We start from the raw sequence: 23171 nt of genomic DNA on the forward strand, positions 1-23171 counted from the left end.
ATGGCTGCTCGCAATAGACCTTCGTCATAGCCGGCAGCAGCGCCTTGCTGCCCCTTCCCTTTTGATCCTTAGTTGCAGTTTAACTAGTTGGTTTTCTGCTAAATAGCACGCTTTCAACAGGCGTAATAGGACCCTGTTTTTTCTTTAACTCCCACCGCAATCGTTTTCTGTGCATGAAAAACAGCTTACTTTTTTCGAAGCGACTTGGGTATCCCCTGCGGGTACTAGCGCTCCAGTCTGCTTTAGCTCTGCCACTGACTACCGTGGCCATTGCTAGCCCAAGTGTGGCGCAAGAATTAGTTCTGGAACGTCGCGTGACGTTTCAGGCCGAGTCGCAGACCATTGAATCGGTGTTGAACACCTTGGAGAAGCAGCTAAACGTCCACTTCGTTTACAGTCCACAGCTCATTGGCTCGGATCGGCGGGTAACGTTGCGCGTCACCGATAAGCCGCTGGCGCAGGTGCTCAGTGAACTGTTGGCCCCGCGCAAGACGCAGCTGGAAGTGCGCAAAGGGCGGGTAATTCTCAGTCAAGCCCGACCCGATGCCAGTGCTGCCGATGTACCCGTATCCGGCCGTGTTACGCAAGGCAAAGGCCAGGGCCTACCCGGGGTGACCGTCGTGGTGAAAGGCACCACGCAGGGCACTACGACCGATGTTGACGGAAACTTTTCGATGACAGTGCCCGCGGGCAGCGTGTTGCAATTCAGTTTTATCGGCTTCAACCCCAAGGAGGTTACCGTGCAGGAAGCCACTACGGGGCTTGAAGTAGCCTTGCAGGAAAACAGCCAGTCCTTAGATAACGTGGTGGTTATCGGCTATGGTAGTCTCGATAAAAGAGAAGTAACTAGCACGGTTACTCACGTCGACAACCGGGATTTATTGACGGTGGGCGCTATCAATCCGCTTACGGCCTTACAAGGCAAGGTAGCGGGCCTTACCATCGCCAACGGTTCGGCCGCTGATCCGAACTCGCAGCCTAGCATTCAGCTGCGGGGGGTCTCGTCGCGCAACGCCGGACTGGGCCCGCTTATCGTAATCAATGGCGTACCCGGGGGCAACCTGGAAAACATCAACCAGAACGATATTGAGTCCATTGACGTGCTCAAGGGCGGTGCGGCCTCGGCCATTTACGGCACGCGCGGCGGCAACGGCGTGATTGTGGTTACCACCAAAAAGGGTACTAAAAACAATCAACTCGACTACAACGCTTACACTACGTTTGACTACGCGACGCTACAGCCTGAAGTGCTTTCCGCCGACGAGTTTCTAGCTCAGCAGCGCGGCACAGATTACGGTGCTAAAACGAATTGGCAAAAGGAACTCACCCGTAGCTACGCCTTCGCGCAGAAGCACTCTCTTAGTGCGTCGGGGGGTACGGAAAACAGCAATTACCGGGCTACGGTCGACTACCGCAATGCCGAAGGCATTGACGTGCGCTCGGGCCGTCAGGAGTATGGCGCGCGCATTTCCCTGAACCACAATGCGCCGAGCAAGCTTTATTCCCTTGGGCTGAACTTCGCCCCACGTTACGTTAATATCCGCAACGCCGATTACGGCAGCTTCGAGCAGGGACTGACGCTGAACCCGACGATTCCGGTGCGGGATCCGAATGATCCAACGCGGTATAACACAATTCAAAGCGGATTTGATGGCCGTTTTAACCCGGCCGAACGGCTGCAAACGGAATTGAGCGGCAGGGAAGGTAAAATCTTAAACTTTGACGCCACCTTTAAGCTCAACATCCTACCCACGTTGAGCACCCAGGTTACGTACGGGCAGTTTACCACCGACAATTTTGACTTCTTTTTCCGGCCTTCTACTTCCACGTTTGCCGCGCAGAATGAAGGGGGTATGAACTCCGCTAGGCGTAACTACAGCCGCAACGACCAACGTAGTCTGGAGTGGATAGGCAACTACTCCCTCGACGTGCAAGATCATTCCTTGCAGGCTTTAGCGGGGTACTCGTACCAATATTTCACGGGCGAAGGCAACGAGATTTACAACCGTGATTTCCCGTCCGATGCCCTGACGTACAACAATATTGGCACCGGATTATATGGGCAGATAGCCGGCCGCAACGATGTGCGCAGCTATAAAGATGACTCCAAGCTGATTGCTTTTTTCGGCCGCGTCAACTATTCGTTTAAAGACAAGTACCTCATGTCCGCCAGCTTGCGCCGCGAGGGCTCAACCAAGTTTGGCACTAGCAACAAGTGGGGTAATTTCCCGGCGGCGTCCGTGGGTTGGCGCATCGGGGCAGAACCCTTTATGGCCGGTCAGGACTGGATAAACGAGTTGAAGCTGCGGGCCGACTACGGCGTGACGGGCAACCAGGATTTCGGCAATTACCGTTCGCTGCTTACCTACACCGGGTTCGGGTATTACATGTTTAATGGCACGTACTACCAAGTATACGGGCCCAACCAAAACCTCAACGACAACCTGCGCTGGGAAGAAGCACAGAACTTTAATTTGGGGGTTGATTTTGCCCTCTTCAATAGTAAGCTTACAGGTAGCGTAAACTATTATACCCGTCGAAATAAAAACCTGCTAGGCGACTACAGGGTGCCAATAGCGCCCAACCCGCAGCAATTTACGTATGCTAACGTGGGCAACTTGGATAACTCGGGCGTGGAAGTGCAGATAAACGCACCTATTATCAGCAAACCCAACTTTCAATACGCTATTTCCTTTGCTGGGGCAACAAACGGTAACCAGTTCGTTTCTTTCTCTAACAACCAGTATCAAGGTGGAAAATTTATTGATGTAGTAGGCTTGCCTTCCCCCGGCTCACCTGGTAATGCGCAGCGTCTGGAAGAAGGACAGCGCGTCGGCTCGTTCTACATGCTGAAGTCGGCAGGGGTTGACGACGGCGGCCGCCTGCTGGTATATACAAAGGATGGCAATATCGTGCCGGGCAACCAGGCAACTCTTGACGACCGGCAAGTGGTGGGCAATGGCTTACCGAAGTACACGCTAAGTCTAGGCAACACGTTCACCTACAAGAACTTTGACGCGTCGGTTTTCTTTCGGAGCGTGCTGGGATTTGATGTGTTCAACACCCGGGCTTTCTACATCGGCACTCCGGCAACGCAATCCAACGCCAACGTGCTGACTTCGGCTTACGATGACAGCAAGTACGCCAAGCTCACCAGCAACACAACCACCAGTGTGCTGTCTGACTACTTCCTGGAGCGGGGTGATTTTGTGAAGCTGGACAACGTGAGTTTGGGTTATACTTTCCAGTTCAAGTCGAAGTACGCTCGCTCGCTGCGTCTGTACGCCGCGGCCAAGAACGTCCTGACGGTAACGGGCTACACGGGTGGTGACCCCGACATCATTCCCGTTAACGGGCTGTACCCGGGTATTCCCACAAATTCCGACAATAACGGCACCCGTCAGTACTACCCTTCCACTACGCAGGTCCTTTTTGGTCTGCAGTTCGGTCTCTAAACGCCTCTCTCTGCATCCTATGAAATCTATCAAAACGTACGCCGGTTTTTCGGCGGCCTTGCTACTGGCCGGGTTGAGCAGCTGCACGGACCTGGACGAAACTCTGTACGACCGCACGACGGCCGACAATTTTATTCAAACTAAAAATGACGTGTACCGGGTTTTTCTGCGCACGTTCGAGCACGGCTACAACACCATCCAGGGGGCGCCCTATCAATTACAGGAGTTGAGCGCCGATCAAATCATGACGCCCAACCGGGAAGGTGACTGGTTTGATGGCGGGCAGTATGCGCGGGCCCACTACCACACCTGGACCATACAGGAAGGCTACATCAACGACACCTGGACGCTGCTAAATCAGGGTATTGTTTTAGCGACGAACTCCCTGGAGGATATTCAAGCTCTTGACCCAACTCGATTTAATCTGCCGGTGGCGGAACAAAAACAGCTCATTGCCGAGCTGCGCGTTATGCGGGCCTGGTATCATCTGCGCTTACTGGACTTGTTCCGCAATATTCAGCTTATTACTAAGGTAAAAGGCGAAAAAATAGGTCCGGCGCAATCAACGCCCCAGGAGGCTTACGCCTTCATTGAAACGGAGTTGAAGGAAGCCCTACCCGACTTGCTGGCGAAAGGAGACCCGGGTACCGCACAGTTTCAAGGGCGCTGGACCAAGGCGGCCGCGGCCGCCCTACTTGGTCGCCTCTACCTGAATGCCAACGTGTATATCGGCCAAGACCACTATGCTGATTGCGCGACGGTGTGTCAGGATATTATCGGCGGTAAATACGGCTCGTATGCCGTTGAGAGCCGCTGGGATGCCCCATTCGACTGGAACAATGACCAATCGTCGGAAACTATTTTTGCCTTCCCGGGCTCGTTTGGCCGCTCGCACTGGCAGTACGAAGGGGGCATGTACTTCTGGGGGCTTCCCTACAATGTGCCGATCCGATACATGGGATTCACTGATTTCGGTAGCGGCAACCCTCGGTACGCATTGCAACCGGGCCACGATGTCGATAACAGAGAATACCCCTTTGTGCAGGGCAAGCCCTTCGTTAAGTTTCAGAAGTACGCCGATGATGTGCGCTTGACCAACTACAAGAACTTGGGCAATAGCAAGCGCGAAGGCATGTTCTTGCAGGGCTACCTCACCTACAACAACAACCGGGATACCGTCAAGAGTACCCGCGGCTACACGCTATATTTGCGCGACCAAGTAGGTTTGTTTAAGTACACGAAGCCTAACCAAGTGCTAGCCAACAAAACGTCGGATATGAACAACGCCGACCAGAACTCGGGCATCTTCATGGTGAAGTACCCCTTCTATCCGTCTACCGACCCCAACAAGATTGAGGCAGATTACGCGGAGATACGCTTGGCTGAAATAGTTTACATGCTGGCCGAGTGCAAGTTCCGGGCGGGTGACCGCGCAACCGCGGCGCAACTACTCAATACGGTACGGCGCCGTAACTATCCAACGGGCTCGGCTAGCCTGTATCCTGCCGGAGGAGCTACCCTCACCGAGCAAGAACTGCTCGACGAGTGGGGCCGCGAATTCATCGGGGAAGGCCGCCGGCGCATTGACCTCATCCGCTTCGGTAAATTTAACACCACTACTTGGTGGGATAAAGCGGCCGATGCCGACGACCACACCAAGATCTACCCTATTCCGCTCAACGCACTCAATGTTTCGCCGCAACTCGTTCAAAATCCTGGATACTAATTTGTGCCCCGCTCTTAACTAGAATTAGCGGCCTCAAACCGTAGAGGGCAAAGCAATCAATCATGTCATAGCAAGTTGAATTCGACTTGCTATGCCATGATTTTGCGTAAAAGTGAGGAGCACAATCGAGCTACTTAAGCAGACACTTATTGTAGTCAGGCTACGGATACTAACGAAACGTAAGGTCGCGTAACGTGCTAGAAACAAATAGCAATAGGAGGATTTAGGTGTACGACGTGCACTAAATACTCCTATTATGGCGCCTTATACATCTCCTGCTCTACTTCCATACTTGCCGTGTGAAGGCACGTCTGGGCTGAAAAGTCAGGATGCCTCTGCTAAGTGGTAGGAAACTAGGTCGTCGATAGGCGCGCAGATGATTTTGCCGACGGTCATTCCGTGCGCCGTGGCTACTTGGGTTAGCGCATCGCGGAAATTATACCCGACCGACCCCACACAGTTGAAGGTATACGCCTGATAGTTGGAATATTTGGTAATAATATTTCGGAAGAATAGCTCAAATGCCTCCTTCACCACTTGCTGGCAGTAGCTTGAACTATGGTTGTCGTAGGCAAACTTGGCGAAGCTGGCTACGAATCGATTTGGAAAGGGCTGGTTGTATAGATGGTCTAAAATAGCTTCCCGCTCTAAGCTGTAGCTAGTTCGAAATTCTGCATCCAAATCAGTAGGCATCAGCCCGCGCAAATAGTCGCGCAGTAGTTGCTTGCCAATAAAAGCGCCACTGCCCTCGTCGCCCAGAAAATACCCCAGTGAATCTACATTGTGGGTGATCTGCTTTCCATCGTAAACGCACGAGTTGGTGCCGGTGCCGAGAATGGCCGCAAATCCTGGTCGACGACCGAGCAACGCCCGCGCCGCTGCCAGCAAGTCGTGGCCCACAAACACGCGAGCCGTCTTGAATACTGCTTGCATGGCATTGGCCACGGTAGCCACTTGCAGCGGTGAAACCACACTAGCCCCGTAGTAGTGCAGTTCCGTGACGTCAGTTGTGACCAGCGTGGTCGGCAGGTTTTGCTGCAGGGAGGCAATTATACCCGCAGTGCCGATAAATTCTGGATTATAGCCCTCTGTGTGAAAAAAGGAGCGCTTGCTGTGCGCATCGACTAGGCACCAAGTGGTCTTGGTGGAGCCACCATCTGCTATCAGAATCATGGAGATAAGTAGGGGAAAGAATGGGTGGCGATACGCAAACGAACAGAGCCAGTGAGTTGCTTTTTTAAGCTCGAACAATCGAATCCAGTTGAAGCCACTGGTGTATGAAGGCAAAGTAAAATTATTTATGATCGTTTTTACTTGAAACGATCATTTTATTATCAATATTTGTGAAACAAGTCTCGGTATCAATAGTACATCACCAGCTGATATTTGGAGTGGCTTAGACAACAGGCGTAGCTGCGTAAGTGAAAAACTGTGCGATTGAAGCACACTCGATTGGATTCGAGTCAGGAATCTTAAGCCGGTTGCTTAATGAGTGCCAGTATTCTCTTCTATTACATTCCCAACTGCTAGCGGCATGCGCTCCTCCAACTACGACAAGTTTCCCTTTGTGCCAGTAGCAGCGGAGGCTGATGCTTGCCAAACCGGGTGGCTTGCCATTATGGGCGCGCTGCAAAAGGCACTCCTGGCTAAACCAACTATTCCCGGCCAACCATTGGTGCTAGTGGTAGAATGCTACCCGGGCACCGACCTGCGGCAACTACAGCAGGAGCTAGTGCAAGCGTTGCAGCCAAGTCAATGCCTGATAGCCAACGATTTATACCGGCCTGCTAGCGAAATCGACGCTATGGTAGCAGGTCCGCTCACCGACGACCCCGTCTTCGGCCGGCTGAACGGGCTAACCGTAGCCGATTTCTTCGACCCACAGAAGCTGCAAACGGCGCAAGCGGCCTTGACTTCGGCAGCGGGTCAGTTGGTGGTTGTAATCGGTACTGGCGCTACGTTGGTGTGCCCAACTCCTACCGTGCTGGTGTACGCCGACCTTGCCCGCTGGGAAATTCAGCTACGGCAGCGGCGTGGCGAAATCGCCAACCTAGGTACCGACAATTTTACTGAAAAAGCTAGCCTGAAGTACAAGCGAGCCTATTTCGTGGATTGGCGCGCGGCCGACCGCTTGAAAAAGCAAGTGCTACCCCGCGCCGACTTCCTGCTCGATACCAACGACCCTGCTGCTCCCAAACTCATCAGCGGCGCCGACTTGCGGGCTGGGTTGGCGGCCACCGTGCGGCGGCCTTTCCGGGTGGTGCCGTTTTTCGACCCCGGCCCGTGGGGCGGACAGTGGCTGCGCGAAGTCTGTGACTTGCCTGATGGTCCGGCCAACTACGCTTGGGGCTTCGACTGTGTGCCCGAAGAGAACTCGCTGCTGCTAGGTTTTGGGGAGGCGCGCGTGGAAATTCCGAGCATCGACCTGGTTTTCGCCCATCCCCGCGAACTACTAGGAGAGGCCGTGCACGGGCGCTTCGGCACCGAGTTTCCCATCCGCTTCGACTTTCTCGATACCATGGGCGGCGGCAATCTGTCGCTGCAAGTGCACCCGCTCACCGAGTACGCCTACGATAAATTTGGCCTAGCCTACACCCAAGACGAAAGCTATTATATGCTGGATGCCGAGCCGGGCGCAGTGGTGTACCTAGGTTTGAAGGAAGACGCTGATTTCCCGGCTATGCTGGCGGATTTGCAGCGTGCCCAAGACGACAGCACCGCTCCTTTCCCCGCGGCCAAGTACATCAACGAGTTTCCGGCGCGTCCCCACGACCACTTCCTGATTCCGGCGGGCACTATTCACTGCTCGGGCGCCAATGGCATGGTACTGGAAATTTCGGCTACCCCCTACATCTTCACCTTCAAGCTATGGGATTGGGAGCGGCTAGGTCTTGATGGTCGGCCCCGGCCCATCCACCTAGCCCACGGCGCGGCCAATATTCAGCCCGACCGCACCACAGCTTGGGTGGAACAGCACTTAGTGAACCCTATAGAGCCCGTGGCCTCCGGCCTCGGCTGGCGGGAAGAGCGCACGGGCCTGCACGAGCGGGAGTTCATCGAGACGCGCCGCCACTGGTTTACGGATGTGGTGCCGCACCACACCCACGGCGGCGTACAGGTGCTCAACCTCGTGCAGGGCTCGGAAGCCATTGTCGAAAGCCCAAGTGGTGCCTTCGAGCCTTTCGTGGTGCACTACGCCGAGACGTTTATCGTGCCCGCTGCGGTAGGCGCCTACACCATTCGGCCCCACGGCTCGGCCATCGGCACTGAGTGCGCCACCATGAAAGCCTACGTGCGCACGCAGGCCTAGGGCCACTATTCGACGGCCAGCTTTACCTGTAGAATAATCTAAAACCCCGCTACTGATCGTGTCCGACTTACTGACTTCCGATAATGCCGCTGCGCTGCGCGCCCAAACCATCATCGAAAAGTTGCTGCACACCGGCACCGTAGCCGTCGATGAATTGGCGGCGCAATTTGGTGTGTCGGTGGCTACAGTGCGGCGCGACCTGGTAGAGCTGGAGCAGCGCGGCCGGCTCCGGCGCACGCACGGCGGCGCGGTGCCGCGGGAGCCGCTGCTGTACGAGCCCTTTCGCTACAACTCTAGCTTTCATGAGCAGATTGACCGCAACCTAGCCGAGAAGCGCCGCATCGGGCTGGCTGCCGCGGCCCTGATCCAGCCGGGCGAGACAATTTCCCTGACCGCCGGCACCACCACTACCCAAGTCACGCGCAGCCTGCGGCCGGAAGCCAACGTGACCGTCGTTACTAACACCGTGAACGTAGCCATGGAACTGAGCCACCGCAACGATGTGCGCGTGTTCGTAACGGGCGGCTTCCTGACGGGCGGTTGGTTTTCGCTGGTGGGACCCGCCACGGCGCAGGCGCTCAGCCAATTCTTTGTTGATAAAGTCTTTATCGGCGTCAACGGCATTGACGCTGAGAAGGGCCTGACCTCCCTGCACCCCGAGGAAGCCGCCGTGATTCAAGTCATGGTACGGCAGGCGAAGCGCCGCATTGTGGTGGCCGACCACACCAAGCTAGGTACCGTTGCCACGGCCCTCATCTGCCCCGCCGCGGAGGTGCATCAGCTCATCACGGACTCGGGCGCTACCGAGGCTCAGGTAGCTCCTTTTCGCGCGCAAGGAATAGAAGTGCTGCTGGTGTGAGCCACTTAGACTAGCAACCCCGTCGCTTATGCCTAGCCTAGGTTGGGGCGGACGACGGCACTTAACTAGGCGCAAGCTTATGAGCGCCTCCTGCATGACACTACTCACTAGCTCCCCACTCCCCACCCGCTATGCCTCCTCAAGCCTCTTCCGGTTACGTTCCCCGCGCATCTGTAGCAGGGCCACCATCCCCCGCTGCCGGCCCAACGGGTAGTGCCGGCTACGTGTATCTGATTGCGGCCGTGGCGGCGCTAGGCGGGCTGCTCTTTGGCTTTGATACGGCCATCATCAACGGCGCTTTGGTCTTTTTGAAGAAGGACTTCGGCCTGACCGATTCGCAAACCGAGCTTGCGGCTAGTGCCATCCTATTCGGCGCGGTAGCCGGCGCGGCCATTGCCGGTTGGCTCACCGACCGTTACGGGCGCCGTCGACTGCTATTTGCGGCCGCGCTGCTGTTCACGCTTTCGGCGCTGGCAGCGGCAGTGCCCCGCACGCTTACCGAGTTTGTGCTGGCGCGGCTAGCGGGCGGCCTCGCTATTGGGGTGGCCTCGCTGCTGGTGCCGCTCTACATTGCCGAAATTGCCCCGGCACGTATCCGCGGCCAACTCGTGACGCTCAATCAGTTGGCCATCGTAACGGGTATTCTTCTGGCCTACGTTGCTAGCTACTACCTAGCCGAGCTAGGGTTAGCGTCGTGGCGCTGGATGTTTGCGGTAGCGGCTTTGCCTTCGCTGCTGTTTATGCTCACGCTGCTGTTGGTGCCCGAAAGTCCCCGCTGGCTGCTAGGCCGGGGCCGCGAGGCCGAAGCTATGGGCACCCTTACCCGCCTCAATGGCCCAGCCGCCGCGGCCACCGAAGCCACCGAAATCCAGGCCGCCCTAGCTGCCGAACGCGGCGAAGAAGCCAACGTGTACCAACCACGCTTGCGCCGACCCTTGCGTATTGCGGTGGTGTTGGCGGTGTTGCAGCAAATCACGGGCATCAACACGATTCTGTACTACGGCTCCATCATTTTCACCGAGTACAACGGGCAAAGTGCCTCGTCGGCCATCGGGGCCAACGCGCTTATTGGGGGTATCAACTTCGCGGGTACCGTGGTGGCGCTGTTCGTTATCGACCGGGTAGGGCGCAAGCCGCTGTTGCTCTTTGCGTCGGGGGGCATGGGGCTGGCGTTGGGTGCGCTAGTGGTGGCGTTGCAATTGCACGCGCCAGGACCCTTGCTGCTAGGCCTCATCATGCTCTACGTAGCCTGCTTCGCAGTAGGGCTAGGGCCGGGCGTGTGGGTCGTGATTACCGAGATTTTCCCGAACGCTGTGCGGGGCCGGGCAGCCTCACTAGCTACGGTCGCCCTGTGGGTCGCCTGCACGCTTATTTCCTATACCTTCTTGTCGTTGGTGAAGGCTGCCGGCCTAGCTGGTGCTTTTGGGCTTTACGCGGCGCTTTCGGCCTTCACCTTCCTCTTTGTGTGGCGGGCCGTGCCCGAAACCAAGGGCCGCAGCCTGGAAGAAATTGAGCGTGGCTGGCAGTAGCGAATCAGGCCCATGTCGAGTTGGGTCATGCTGAGCGCAGCCGAAGCATCTCGCTAGTATGGTAAACTCATTAGGCACCACAACGTCAGCACGCGAGATGCTTCGGCTGCGCTCAGCATGACGGGCAGAAGAGATGTTGACTTTCTAACCCCGCTACTTTACCACATTACTTAAAACCGTTATATGAAGCTCTCATACCCTGCCGGCGTGTTGCCCTTGGTGCTGCTATTGGCCGTGGGCGAAACCAGCGCGCAGAGCGTGCTGAAGTACGTGAACCCCAACATCGGCACGGCGCACAGCCGCTGGTTTTTCTACACCCCGGCGGCGGTGCCCTACGGCATGGCCAAGCTAGCCCCCTCCACCAACGGCCACTACGGCAACGCTTCGGGTTGGGAAGCCGTGGGCTACGACACGCGCCAGAACTCCATCGAAGGGTTTGTGCACTTCCACGAGTGGCAAGTGGGCGGCGTGAGCTTCATGCCCACCACGGGCGAGCTGCGCGTGAAGCCCGGCGACCTTGACAAGCCAGACTCCGGCTACCGCTCGCGCTTCGACCGCAAAAACCAAGTGGCCGAGCCCGGCTACTACAAAGTATTGCTCGACGACTACGGCATCACCTCCGAGCTGACGGCCACCAAGCGGGTCGGCTTTCACCGCTATACCTTCCCCAAAAACGACCAAGCGCACATCATTCTCGACATCGGCAACAAGCAGGGTGAAAGCGACGAAGTGACCGATGCCAGCATCCGGATGGTAGACGCTACGCACGTGGAGGGTTTTGTGAATACCTACCCGAAGTACGTGAAAAACTATGACCCCCAGGGCAAGGTAAACATGTACTTCTTCGGGGAAATCAGCAAGAAGCCGGCTAGCGTAGGAGCGTTTACGGCGGCTGGCACGCAGGCAAATACAAACTCAGCTAAAGGAAAAGGCGCGGGGTTAGTGCTTAATTATCAAACCACTGCACAGGAGAAGATCGAACTGAAAGTAGGCCTCTCGTACACCTCTATTGCCAATGCGAAGGCCAACCTGATGGCCGAGGCTCGCACCCTGACCTTCGATCAGGCCCGCACCGCGGCGCAAGCTACCTGGCAGCGCGAGTTAGGTAAGCTTGCCGTGGAAGGCCCCGATGAGCAGAACAAAACCAAGTTTTACACGGGCCTGTTTCACGCCTTGCTAGGCCGCGGCATTGCCAGTGACGTGAACGGCGACTACCCCAAGCACGGCGGCCAAACCGGAAAGCTAGTAGCCAGCGGCCCCGGCCCTAAGCCCGAGTTCATCAACACCGACGCCATCTGGGGCGGCTACTGGAATCTCACGCAGCTTTGGGCGCTGTCGTACCCCGAGTGGTATGGCAACTACGTGAACACGGAACTGCAAGTGTACCGCGACCGGGGCTGGTTCGGCGACGGCCTAGCCAACAGTGAGTACGTATCCGGGGTGGGCACCAATTTCGTGGGGCTAGCTATTGCCGGCGCCTACCAGGCCGGCATCCGCAACTACGACGTGAACCTAGCCTACCAAGCCGTGCGCGCCAACGAGCTGAACTGGCGCAACCGCCCATTTGGCTCGGGCAAGATGGACGTGAAGGCCTTCACGCAGTACGGCTACGTGCCCTTCAAGGAAGGCTACAAGCAAGACCAAGGCGTATGGTACAAAACCGATTCCACGGGCGCCTACTTCTCTAATTCGCACACGCTAGAGTACAGCTACAGCGCCTTCGCCGCGGCGCAAATGGCCAAAGGCCTAGGTAAAAAGACCGATTACGAGCAGCTCATAAAGCTTTCTGACGGCTGGAAAAAGATTCTGAATCCGCAGAACAAGCTCATGCAGCCCAAGCTGGCTGATGGCACCTTCGCGGGCAACTTCAAGCCCTATGAGCCGTGGCGTGGCTTCCAGGAAGGCAATGCCATGCAGTATTCCTTCTACGTGCCGCAAAACCCGGCCGGGCTTATTGCGGCCCTAGGTCGCGAGAAGTTCAACAACCGCCTCGATAGCATCTTCACGGCCTCGGCCAAGACGGGCTTTGGCGGCGGCAAGGAAATCGACGCCTTCGCCGGCGTCAACGCCATCTACAACCACGGCAACCAGCCTTGCCTGCACATCAGCTGGCTGTTCAACTTCTCAGGCCAGCCCTGGCTCACGCAGAAATGGACCCGCCAGATTTGCGATGATTTCTACGGCACCGAGCCCATCCACGGCTACGGCTACGGCCAGGATGAAGACCAGGGGCAGCTAGGTTCGTGGTACGTCATCACGGCCCTGGGCTTATTCGACGTGAAAGGCTTCACCGATGGCCGGCCCATTGTAGAGCTAGGTAGCCCCATTTTCAGCAAGGCCACCATTCAGCTAGGCAACCAGAAAAAGCTGGTAATTGAAGCCAAAAACACCTCCAAGGAAAACGTGTACGTGCAGAGCGCAGCATTCAACGGCAAGCCGCTCGCCAATTGCTGGCTGTATCGCGACGAGCTGATGCAAGGTGGACAACTGGTATTCACAATGGGCAGCCAACCCAACAAAACATGGGGCACCAAAACCCCTCCACCGTCGGCACAGTGATTGCGGGCCGGGCTACAACTAAAAGTGCGCCCATCACAACTTGCCTTAGCGAGGCTGCTGTGCGTGCCGCCCGCTGTCGGGGGTAGTGCCAGTCCACGTTCTGTACGCGCGGTAGAACGAGTTCGGCTCGTCGAAGCCAAGCAGGAAGGAAATTTCGGCGGCGGGCAGGGCGGTCTTCTCGAGATAATGCTGCGCAAGTGCCGCGCGCGTTTCCTGCAAGAGTTGCTGGTAGTTGGTGCCTTCGGCCTCTATGCGGCGCTGAAGGGTGCGCTTGCTTAAGGCGAGCTTCTGCGCCATGGCCTCCAAAGTGACCAGACCGCTCGGCAACCCTTCTAGCAAGGCCGCCCGCACGCGCTTGCTAGTTGTTACGGCCGCGTCGAGGTCGGCTAGGCGCTGACGCAGTTCGGGCTCGAAGGCGGCCCACAGCGGCTCGTTCGAGGTAAGAAACGGACGCCGCGCATCAGCCGCCGTAAACAGTACCCGATGCTTGGCACCCCGCCGCAGGGGCGCGCCGAGAAAGGCCTCGTACGGCGCTAAGGGCGAAGGTAGCACTGGGGTTGTGACCTCAACCGGGCGCACCAATTCGCGCGTGCCCAGGCGCGCAAGCGTCACGCAAAACAGCAGCTCCATTACCACCAAGGACTCGGGAGGTAGCAAGGGCGCGTCGAGCCAGATTAGCTCCATCGTCAGTAAGTCGCGCCCGGCGGTGACGTCGAAGCGCAGGGGCGCAACCAACGTCTTGTAACGCGCAATGCGCTGTGCCGCCACCAGCAGGTTGGGGCTACAGAGCGCCGCAAACAGCGGTGGCGAAAAGGATTCACTGCGAACAGCTTCGCACACCCGGATGGGAAGGAGGGCGTCGCCCATCTCCGCTTCGATACCGTTCCAGAGTCGGTAGTATGCTTCGGAGGCCAGCCGCGCAGTTGGTTGCTGCAGCAGGTCGTCGGGCAGGCCAGCGCGCCGCAGCACATTGGCAGGCACCACATCGAGGTCTTTGAGCAGTGTGCGCCAGGTTGTATCAAGCGCATAGCTATGTGTAGGGGTCGCCATGGGGTGCTAAAAGTAAGCAGGTATCCATCACCTTGCACTGTAGTCGAGGTGGCGCAGTTAAGCCTAGCTCACGCGCCAAGTCCCAACTGCGCTTTTATGCCGGCGAAGAACGTGGCGTCGTCGGCGGCGCGGCGGCTGGCCAGAAGCTGCACAGCGTCCTCACCGGCTTCGTAGCGGAGCTGATCGGTGCCGTCGGTTGTGGCGGCGTAGACAATCTCGGCAATATGCTCGGGCGACGAACCGGCCGCCATCATCGGACCGAGCACATCGAGCACGGCTTCTACGAATGGCTGGTATTCGGGCAGTTGTGGGTCGTTGCTGAAGTCGAAGGAACGGCCCCCGAAGTCGGTTTTTATGCCGCCCGGCTCGATGATCTTCACTTGTATTCCGAGTGGACTAAGTTCGTAGTGCAGCGCTTCGGAGAGACCTTCCACCGCGAACTTGGTGCCGTGGTAGAGCGTGCCGAGCGGGAAGGTCAGCCGCCCGCCTACCGATGAGATGTTGACGATGGTGCCTTTGCGATTTTGGCGGAAGTGAGGCAAAAGAGCTTGCGTAGTGGCCAGTAGGCCGAGCACGTTCACGTCGAACTGACGCTGAATTTTCTCGAATGGAGTAGCTTCGAGCGGGCCGTACGCGCCGTAGCCGGCGTTGTTGATAAGCACATCGATGCGCCCAAACTTGGCTAGACCAGCGTCGACCGCCGACTGGATGGAGCTTGGGTCCTGAACGTCGAGACGCGTGACGAGCACACGTTCGATCTGGCTGAATTCGGTTTCATGCTCGGGGGTGCGCATGGTGGCAATAACGTTCCAGCCCTGGGCGTGGAAGTGCTTGGCGGTGGCCCGGCCGAGGCCACTCGAAGTACCGGTGATAAGGATGGTGTTGTTCATGGCGTGCTTCCGTTAGTGTAGCACAAAGTACCGGCGGAACAACACCGTTTACTGTAGCAAGCCGCGCCATTCTACTATCCAATTGCGCCACCTACATATTCACACGGGCAAGGAAGGTTTTCACCTGCTCTTGGCTATTAACCCCGGCTAAGAAAGCACAACACGCGACCATACTCACTTATAGTGAAGCGGGAAATGCCTTACAAGGTTGAGTGCCTAGTCTCTGGTAAACAGCGCTCAGCTTTTATTGCGCTGAGAAGCGGAAGGCAGCTGGCGTGAGGCCCGTTTTGCTTTTGAACAAGCGCGTGAAATAGTGCGGATAATCGAACCCGAGCTGAAAGGCTGTTTCGTTGACCGTTAGCGAAGTGCCGAGCAGCAACTGCTTGGCGCGTTCAATGAGGGCGTGATGCAAGTGCTGCTGCGCTGTCTGGCCGGTGAGCGCGCGCAACATATCACTCAAGTAGGCAGGCGAGACGTGCAGCGCTTCAGCAAACTGCTGCACTGTGGGCAGCGGGGAGTTGCTGGCTTGCGCAAAGTGGGTGGTGAGTTGAGCTTCGAAGCGACTAAGCAAATCGTGCTCGGCCAGGCGCCGGGTAAGAAACTGGCGGTGATAAAACCGGTTGGCGTAGCCTAGCAGCACCTCTAGCTGCGCGACTAGTAGGTCTTGGCTGAAGGCATCGAGGGGTTGCTCGTACTCATGCTGCATGCTGCGAAGTACACTTTCCAACAAGCTTTCTTCCTTGGCCGAGACGTGCAGCGCCTCGTGCACTTGATAAGAGAAAAACCCGTAGCCCGTGATTTTCTGGCCCAACGGGTATTTGCGCAGCAGGTCAGGATGAAACACCAAGGCCCAGCCGCTCATTTCCGAAATGTCGAGGCTGGCATCGGCCATCACCACCTGACCGGGCGCCAGAAACGTGAGCAGGCCATCATGAAAATCGTAGGTCTGGCGGCCGTAGTACACGGTGCCCTTCAGCCCGCGCTTAAGGGCAATCGTGTAAAGCTGCGCTACGATTGGGGCGGGTATAGCCTGCCCGCTTATTTCAGATAAGTTAATGAGCGTGAGTAAGGGATGTGCCGGCGCGGGCAACCCGTAGTAGCGGGTGTATTCCGTAACCGTGTGCAGCACCTGAAAATCAGCGGGTTTCATGAGGTGAAGATAATATACGCGTAGTAGCCCGAAGCCAGGTAAAGAGCAAACCTAGCTTCGGGCTAACAACGGGGCCGCTAACTAAGCGTAGGCTGCCCCGCTTACACTGCCTACGGGCAGCACGGCGTCTAACTCGGCTAGCTCCTGCTGGCTAAGCACGATGTTAACGGCGGCCACGTTTTGCTCTAGGTTTTGGCGGCGCTTGGTGCCGGGAATAGGCACCACCCCTTGGGCCAGCACCCAAGCTAAGGCCAACTGAGCGGCGCTCACCTGCTTCTGGGCGGCTAGGCTCTGGATTTTCTGCACTAGCTCCAGGTTTTTCTGGAAGCTCTCGCCTTGGTAGCGCGGCAGATTACGACGAATATCAGTTGGGGCAAAGTCCTCGAATTTGGTAATCTCGCCCGACAGAAACCCGCGGCCCAACGGGGAGTACGCCACGAAGCCAATGCCCAGCTCGCGGGCCGCTTGCAGCACGCCGTCTTCCTCCACGCCCCGGTCGAAAAGCGAATACTCGGTTTGCAGGGCCGTGAGCGGGTGCACAGCGTGCGCCCGGCGCAGGATATCGGCCGACACTTCCGAGAGGCCGAGGTAGCGCACTTTGCCTTCTTCTACCAGCCGGCTCATAGCGCCCACGGTGTCTTCAATGGGTGTGTTGGGGTCGAGGCGGTGCAGGTAGTACAGGTCGATGTAGTCTGTGCCGAGGTTGCGTAAGGAGCGCTCCGCGGCTTTGCGCACATACTCGGGCCGGCCGTTGAAGCCCCAGGTAAGCTGCTCGTTGTCGTCGACTTCGTAGCCGAACTTGGTGGCAATAATGTACTGGTCGCGCTGACCAGCGGTGGCCTTGGCTAGCAGCCGCTCGTTGAGCAGCGGGCCGTAGAGGTCGGCGGTGTCCAGAAAGTTCACGCCTAGCTCGCGGGCCCGGTGAATAGTGGCAATGCCTTCGGCTTCGTCGGGCTTGCCGTACACGTCCATGCCGGCTAGGGTGGTCATACCCATGCAGCCGAGGCCTTCTACGGGTACTTCCAGTCCCTGGCTGCCCAGGGCTACTTGAGGGAGAATGTTCATGGTATGCTGATAAGAAGGTAGAAAGTGGGGTGCTTGTGCCTGTTTTGATGGAGCCTCGTTAGTGAGAAACAGTCGCGTAAAGCGGGTACTGGTGCTGGTAGCAGCTGCCATCGGCCCGGCGCACGTTTTCGTGGCCCACGATGTCAGGCCCGTTTCTGGTAATGGCCAACTGCTGCGCCAGCGTTTGCTCGTAGCGCGCCCGATTTTCAGCCTTCCCTATGAAGGCTGAAACAAAATCAACTGCCGTGCTTCTCATGGAAATAAGAGGCAGTATGGTGCCGCATCCGCCTCGTCGCCGATCCAACCGGCGAACGAGAAGATGCTACTGCTTTACTCCTCAAAGGTCAGGGGCGTAGTGCTCAGGTGAGCCACACAAAACCCTGGATGTATAACACAAATCCCGGCCATGAGCACCCCCTTTCTAAATACGCTGCGAAGGCCGCCCTAGCGTATAAAAAGTGTTTTGCGCTCGGGACCGGCAGGAACTCCAAGCTGTCCTGCAACGAGGACCTTTTCTTACCGACTACCACCGGCGCGCCCGCGCCGCCATTGGTTTCAGATGCTGTAGGGCAAGACAGTTTCGTGCTACAAGGTGGCCATATCAATAACAAACCGGTAGCGTACGTCGCCCTTCAGCATCCGCTCGAAGGCGGGGTGAATGTCTTTGATAGCAATGAGTTCGATATCGGCCACCAGATTATGCTCGGCGCAGAAGTCCAGCATTTCCTGTGTTTCGGGCAGGCCTCCCGCGCCCGAACCCGTCACGGTTTTGTTGCCGTTGGCGAGGGCAAACGAAGGCACTTGCAAAGGGGCGAGCGGCATGCCCACGTTGATGTAGGTGCCGTTGGTAAGCAGCATGGGCAGGTACAGATTAATGTCGTGGTCGGCCGCTACAGTGTCGAGAATAAAATCAAACTGACCCTTCACAGCCGCCGCTTCCTCGGAGTTAGTTGTCACCACAAAATGGTGCGCGCCTAAGGCTTTGGCCGCCTCCCGCTTGGCTTCGGAGGTGCTCAGCACGGTCACCTCGGCCCCGAAGGCTACCCCGAACTTCACGCCCATATGCCCCAGGCCACCGAGGCCTACCACGGCCAGCTTGTGGCCAGGGGCTACTTTCCAGCGGCGCAGGGGCGAATAGGTGGTAATACCCGCGCACAGCAGCGGGGCAACGGCTGCTAAGTCCAGCTTTTCGGAAATGCGGTGGGCAAAGTCTTCGTGCACTACGTTGTGGTTGCTATAGCCGCCGTAGGTGGGCAGCCCGTCGTGGCCGGTGCTGTTGTAGGTCTGCACCGGGCTCACTTGGCAAAACTGCTCTTGGCCATTCTCACAATCGGGGCAGTGGCGGCACGAATCGACCATGACGCCCACACCGGCCAGGTCGCCAACCTTAAACTTGTGGGCATGCGCTCCCACGGCCAGCACGCGGCCCACCATTTCGTGGCCCGGCACCATCGGGAACTGGCCTGGTCCCCACTCGTTGCGGATCAGGTGCCAGTCGGTGTGGCACACGCCGCAATAGAGAATCTCGATCTGCACGTCGTGCGGCCCTAGGTCGCGGCGTTCGAAGTTCCAGGGAGCCAGATTGGTTTGCGCATCAGGGGCGGCGTATCCTTTGGCAGGTAGCATAAGCAGGGAAGTAGAGCGTTAACGGATGGACAGAATGTTGCAAAGGTCTAACCGCCCCGATCGGCTAGTGCAGCGAATACCTAACCACTAGTTGTAACATTCAAACCCTACTCAGGTGGCCTTCTGTGCTTGCAGCAACGCCGTGCTGGCCCGCCGGAAGGCCGCTGGGGAAGTACCCGCGTGCTTGCGAAAAAAATGGTTGAAATACGTCGGGTCGGCGAAGCCTAAGCCCTCGGCAATATCGGCCACGGGCCAGTTTGAATACCGTAACAGCCGCTTGGCTTCCTGCGTGATGCGCAAGGCCAGATGGCTGCTGGTCGGTCGACCCGTGGCCTCGCGCAACACCCGGCTCAAGTAATTTACGTGCACGCCCAACCTAGCCGCACAAGCCTCGGCAGTGTGCACGGACAGCGGCTGGGTAGGCGACGAGACGGGAAACTGCGCCTCTAACAGCTGTAGGAACTGGGTGGCCAGCCGGCTGGCAGCGGTGGCATCGGCCAGCGGCGACAAATCGGGCTGCATGCGCAAGGCCTCGTGCAGCAGCAAGTGCACATGCGTGCGCAGCAGATCGAGCTTGTAGCGGTACGTGGAGCTTACTTCGGCCAGCATCTGCTGAAAGAGCTGGGTGAGAAAGGTGGCTTGCTCGTCGGTAAGCAAAAAGACTGGGCTGGCGCCAAGCTGAAACAAAGGCGACTCCTGCCACGGCACGCTGTACCCGGGACCAGGCATAAACTCGCTGGTGAACAGGCAGCAATAGCCACTCAGGGGTGTGATGGGCGTGCACGAATACGGGGCGAGCGGGTTGTAGAGCAGCAAGGCTGGGCTTTCGATTTGCAGCGAGTGCCCTGCGTACTGCAAGTGCGTGGTGCCGCCCGTGTAAAGACTGATTTGGTAAAAATCGCGGCGACTATAGGGCAGGCTCTGCGGGCTAACCCCGGTGGCGATGGGGAAGACATTGAACGGCTGCGGCAGCTCCGGCAGGTGCTCCCGCAAATAGTGCTGGTGAAACTCTTTGAGGGACTCGCTCGGCAGCATGGTTGGCAATGAAAAACAGTGGAGAGGTAGCCGCTAAGGGCTATTCTGTGGGGAATATAACTAGGTAGCCGGCTTGTGGCTGTCCATGCTATTCAACAGTTAAAAACGCAAGTAGCCCTTTGGCTGCTGGCAGTGCGGGCGCAGTTGTAGCTGCAAAAAAGTAGATTTGGGATATGGCTACGCTTCACCTTGAACAGCAAGTACCGGTTTATTCTTTAACGCCGCAGCAAGCAACCAGCAACCGCATGTTTCAGTTGGTGCGCGGGGAAGGTACGCTAGCGTACCGGTCGGACATGCTACTCCCCCACCGCAAGGACTACTACGTGCTGGTATTCGTGCAGCGGGGCGGCTGTCGGCACTGGGTGGATATGACGCCCTACGTGCTCAAAGACAACACTTATTACTTCACGGTCCCGGGCCAGGTGATGGTGAAAGAGGCGCCGCAGCCAATGTGGGGAACCAGTTTGGCATTTACCACGGAGTTTCTGGCCTTGCAGCAGCACGCCTCCCTGGCAAAGCTGCCTCTGCTTCAGAATCTGCAGAACGGGCATGAATTACTGCTTACGGCCACGGATGTGGCTTTTGTGGAAGACACGCTCGGTAAGCTTCACGCCGAATACAATAGCCCCGGCGAGTGGCAGCAACCTATGCTCACTGCCCACTTAACGGTGTTGCTCACCTATTTGAGCCGGCTCTACACGCAGCAGTTTCCAAGTACCGAACCCTCTGCCGACAGGCTGCTACTCCGGCACTATCAGGCCAAGATCGAGGAGTGCTTCCGCGAGCAACACGAAGTAAGTACCTATGCCGCTATGCTGAATATCTCTGCTGGTTACTTAAGCGAAGTGGTGAAGGCGCAGAGCGGCAAGCCGGCCATTGCCCATATTCAGGAGCGCGTGGTGCTGGAAGCCCGGCGCCTGCTATTTCATACCCACCAGTCGGTCAAGGAAATTGCCTTCGAGCTTGGGTTTGCTGATGCCTCCTATTTCAGCCGCTTCTTCAAGCGCGAAACCGGCCTTACCCCGGCCGAGTTTCGGGCTAGCAGCCGGGAAATGTACCCGTGATACCGCAGGATGTGCTGCAAGCCCGCCGAGTAGCCCCGGTAGCTTTGCCGTATGAAAAAAGCACTCATCACCGGAGCCAACAAAAGCATAGGCTTGGAAACCGCCCGCCAGCTAGTACGCCAGGGCTATTACGTATACCTAGGCAGCCGCGACCTGGAAAAGGGCCGGCAAGCCGTAGCGCAACTACACGCGGAAGGCCTTACCGAGGTAGAACCTATCCAGCTCGACGTAGCAGATAACGCCTCCGTCACCGCGGCCCGCCAGTTAGTAGGCCAGAAAACCACTGTTCTCGACGCACTCGTCAACAATGCCGGCATCAATGGCGGCATGCCGCAGTCGGCTCTCGAAGCCGACCTGAGCGCTTTCAAGCGGGTGTTCGACACCAACTACTTTGGCGTGATTGCTGTCACGCAGGCCTTTATCGACTTGCTGCGGCAGTCGCCGGAGCCGCGGATTGTGAACGTCAGCTCAAGCCAAGCCTCGCTCACCCTCCATAGCGACCCGACCTACAAGTATTACGCGCACAAGGGCGCCGTTTATCATCCTTCCAAGTCGGCCCTCAACATGTACACCATTGATTTGGCGTACGAGCTGCGCGACACGCCCTTTAAAGTGAATGCGGTAGATCCGGGCTTTGTTGCTACCGACTTCAACCACCACCGCGGCACTGGTACTGTGCAGGAAGCCGGCGCCCGGATTGCCAAGTATGCCCTAATTGGCGCCGATGGTCCGACCGGCAAGTTTTTCAGTGAAGAATACAACCCCGAAACCGGCGAAATTCCTTGGTAAACCAAGCTAACGAGGTGAAGTAAGCCCAGGGAAAGCAAAACCACCGGCAGTACAGCAGCCAAAAGGCTGGCAGTAAGCTGCCGACTGATAGATCCGGTTTAGAGCAACGCATTTATGAAAGCAGTACAATTTTTTGAACACGGTGACGCCGATGTATTACAGCTCGTTGACTTGCCAACGCCCCGGCCGGGGGCTGGCGAGGTGCTGATTAAGGTAGTTGCCGCCGGGGTCAACTACGCCGACATCTGGCAGCGCAAAGGCAGCAATTTAACGCCCCTGCCGCTGCCCTACGTGCCGGGCTACGAGGTGGCGGGGGTTGTTGAGGCGTTGGGAGATGGGGTAACGACGGTGCAAGTTGGTCAGCGGGTGATGGCCATGCTGGCTAGTGGCGGCTACGCCGAGTATGCCGTGGCCCCGGCCGCACAGGTCTTTTTGTTGCCGCCAAAGCTAGGCGACGCGCAAGCCACGGCCCTGCTGGCGCAGGGCCCAACGGCAGTGGGCTTGCTCAACACGGGAAATTACCCGTCGGTGCTGGTGCTGGCGGCGGCCGGGGGCGTGGGCTCCTTGCTGGTGCAGGTAGCCAAAAACCGAGGCCAGCGTGTGATTGCCGCCGTAGGCAGCGAAGCTAAAAAAGTGGCCGCGCGAGTTAGCGGAGCCGATGCCGTAGTAAGCTACGCCGATGCCGACTGGGTGCAGCAGGTGCGCGACGCGACCCATGGCCAGGGCGTGGCCGCATCTTTTGATGCCGTGGGCGGCAAAGTAGGCACTGAGGCCCTGCTAGCCTTAGGCGCGGGTGGCACCGCCGTGGTGTATGGCGCTGCCAGCGGTGAACCCACGCAGTTCACAGCGCAGCAGCTTATCGGACAGACGCAGGTGGTACGGGGCTACACCATCTTTGCCGAGATGGCAAGGATTGGGGAGTATACCCGGGAACTACTAGGCTATTTCCAGGCCGGCAAGCTGCATTTACCCGTGCAGACTTACTTAATCAGCGAAGCCCAGACGGCGCACCGCGACTTAGAATCCCGGCAGACGCAGGGGAAAGTGGTGTTGCTTTTCTGAGT

At 57.6% G+C, this 23171-nt stretch carries 17 protein-coding genes; 9 read left to right on the top strand and 8 right to left on the bottom strand.

Annotated elements, in window-relative coordinates; genetic code table 11:
* Positions 1-173: 173 nt before the first annotated feature.
* Positions 174-3455, top strand: coding sequence for a SusC/RagA family TonB-linked outer membrane protein (locus tag P1X16_RS25995; protein WP_277235250.1), 3282 nt, complete (start codon positions 174-176; stop codon positions 3453-3455).
* A 19-nt stretch (positions 3456-3474) separates the two neighbouring features.
* Positions 3475-5181 carry a RagB/SusD family nutrient uptake outer membrane protein gene (locus P1X16_RS26000; protein WP_277235252.1) on the top strand — a complete coding sequence of 569 codons (1707 nt, stop codon included), beginning with the start codon at positions 3475-3477 and terminating at the stop codon, positions 5179-5181.
* Positions 5182-5505: 324 nt separating this feature from the next.
* On the opposite strand, the gene P1X16_RS26005 is transcribed toward P1X16_RS26000, so the two are convergent.
* Positions 5506-6354, bottom strand: coding sequence for an N-acetylglucosamine kinase (locus P1X16_RS26005; protein WP_277235254.1), 849 nt, complete (start codon positions 6352-6354; stop codon positions 5506-5508).
* Positions 6355-6715: 361 nt separating this feature from the next.
* Between P1X16_RS26005 and P1X16_RS26010 the strand changes: the two genes are divergently transcribed.
* From P1X16_RS26010 to P1X16_RS26025, 4 genes are all read left to right on the top strand, one after another.
* Positions 6716-8491 (top strand): class I mannose-6-phosphate isomerase, encoded by a 1776-nt coding sequence (locus P1X16_RS26010; RefSeq protein WP_277235256.1) that lies wholly within the window; start codon positions 6716-6718, stop codon positions 8489-8491.
* Between the two features lie 58 nt (positions 8492-8549).
* Positions 8550-9350, top strand: a complete 801-nt coding sequence (locus tag P1X16_RS26015; protein WP_277235259.1) for a DeoR/GlpR family DNA-binding transcription regulator — start codon at positions 8550-8552, stop codon at positions 9348-9350.
* A 131-nt stretch (positions 9351-9481) separates the two neighbouring features.
* Positions 9482-10879 (top strand): sugar porter family MFS transporter, encoded by a 1398-nt coding sequence (locus P1X16_RS26020; protein WP_277235261.1) that lies wholly within the window; start codon positions 9482-9484, stop codon positions 10877-10879.
* A gap of 183 nt (positions 10880-11062) precedes the next feature.
* On the top strand, positions 11063-13438 hold the full coding sequence (locus P1X16_RS26025; protein ID WP_277235263.1) for a GH92 family glycosyl hydrolase: 2376 nt from the start codon (positions 11063-11065) through the stop codon (positions 13436-13438).
* A 45-nt stretch (positions 13439-13483) separates the two neighbouring features.
* Here P1X16_RS26025 and P1X16_RS26030 read toward each other — a convergent pair whose 3' ends face one another.
* The 7 genes from P1X16_RS26030 to P1X16_RS26060 all read right to left on the bottom strand — a co-directional run bounded on the left by P1X16_RS26030 (position 13484) and on the right by P1X16_RS26060 (position 20254).
* Positions 13484-14488 (bottom strand): AraC family transcriptional regulator, encoded by a 1005-nt coding sequence (locus P1X16_RS26030; protein WP_277235265.1) that lies wholly within the window; start codon positions 14486-14488, stop codon positions 13484-13486.
* A 68-nt stretch (positions 14489-14556) separates the two neighbouring features.
* Positions 14557-15378, bottom strand: a complete 822-nt coding sequence (locus P1X16_RS26035) for an SDR family oxidoreductase (protein ID WP_277235267.1) — start codon at positions 15376-15378, stop codon at positions 14557-14559.
* Between the two features lie 244 nt (positions 15379-15622).
* Complete coding sequence (locus P1X16_RS26040) at positions 15623-16528, bottom strand: helix-turn-helix transcriptional regulator (protein ID WP_277235269.1); 906 nt, start codon at positions 16526-16528, stop codon at positions 15623-15625.
* Between the two features lie 81 nt (positions 16529-16609).
* Positions 16610-17593, bottom strand: coding sequence for an aldo/keto reductase (locus P1X16_RS26045; protein WP_277235270.1), 984 nt, complete (start codon positions 17591-17593; stop codon positions 16610-16612).
* Positions 17594-17651: 58 nt separating this feature from the next.
* Complete coding sequence (locus P1X16_RS26050) at positions 17652-17849, bottom strand: hypothetical protein (RefSeq protein WP_277235272.1); 198 nt, start codon at positions 17847-17849, stop codon at positions 17652-17654.
* A gap of 329 nt (positions 17850-18178) precedes the next feature.
* Positions 18179-19219 carry an NAD(P)-dependent alcohol dehydrogenase gene (locus P1X16_RS26055; RefSeq protein ID WP_277235274.1) on the bottom strand — a complete coding sequence of 347 codons (1041 nt, stop codon included), beginning with the start codon at positions 19217-19219 and terminating at the stop codon, positions 18179-18181.
* A 111-nt stretch (positions 19220-19330) separates the two neighbouring features.
* Positions 19331-20254 carry a helix-turn-helix transcriptional regulator gene (locus tag P1X16_RS26060; RefSeq protein ID WP_277235276.1) on the bottom strand — a complete coding sequence of 308 codons (924 nt, stop codon included), beginning with the start codon at positions 20252-20254 and terminating at the stop codon, positions 19331-19333.
* Positions 20255-20427: 173 nt separating this feature from the next.
* Between P1X16_RS26060 and P1X16_RS26065 the strand changes: the two genes are divergently transcribed.
* From P1X16_RS26065 to P1X16_RS26075, 3 genes are all read left to right on the top strand, one after another.
* Positions 20428-21318: a helix-turn-helix domain-containing protein gene (locus tag P1X16_RS26065; protein WP_277235278.1), complete on the top strand. Its 891-nt coding sequence runs from the start codon at positions 20428-20430 to the stop codon at positions 21316-21318.
* Positions 21319-21369: 51 nt separating this feature from the next.
* On the top strand, positions 21370-22107 hold the full coding sequence (locus P1X16_RS26070) for an SDR family oxidoreductase (RefSeq protein ID WP_277235280.1): 738 nt from the start codon (positions 21370-21372) through the stop codon (positions 22105-22107).
* A 114-nt stretch (positions 22108-22221) separates the two neighbouring features.
* Positions 22222-23169, top strand: a complete 948-nt coding sequence (locus tag P1X16_RS26075; RefSeq protein WP_277235282.1) for a zinc-binding dehydrogenase — start codon at positions 22222-22224, stop codon at positions 23167-23169.
* Positions 23170-23171 lie beyond the last annotated feature (2 nt).

This window comes from Hymenobacter sp. YC55 (assembly GCF_029433095.1).
GTDB lineage: Bacteria > Bacteroidota > Bacteroidia > Cytophagales > Hymenobacteraceae > Hymenobacter.